Genomic DNA, 250 nt, shown 5'->3' on the forward strand with positions numbered 1-250 from the left:
TACGCCGACCTGCTCACCGCCTTCGAACTGCGCGGCGGCTACGACGCCGACGCCCGGGTCGAGCGCGCCCTGCACGGCCTCGGCCTCCCGGACCTGCCCCGCGACCGCACCGCAGCCGGCCTCTCCGGCGGCGAACAGGTCAGGCTGCGCCTCGCCGCCCTGCTCGCGTCCGCCCCCGAGGTCCTCCTGCTGGACGAGCCGACCAACCACCTCGACGACGCCGCGCTCACCTGGCTCGAGGACCACCTGC

General features: G+C 76.0%; 1 protein-coding gene. It reads left to right on the forward strand.

The window, feature by feature from the left end; genetic code table 11:
• Positions 1-250, forward strand: a 250-nt coding sequence (locus A4V12_RS23685; protein ID WP_159028925.1) for an ATP-binding cassette domain-containing protein, incomplete at both ends; no start/stop codon positions are given.

This window comes from Streptomyces noursei, assembly GCF_001646665.1.
Taxonomy (GTDB): Bacteria; Actinomycetota; Actinomycetes; order Streptomycetales; family Streptomycetaceae; genus Streptomyces; species Streptomyces lavendulocolor.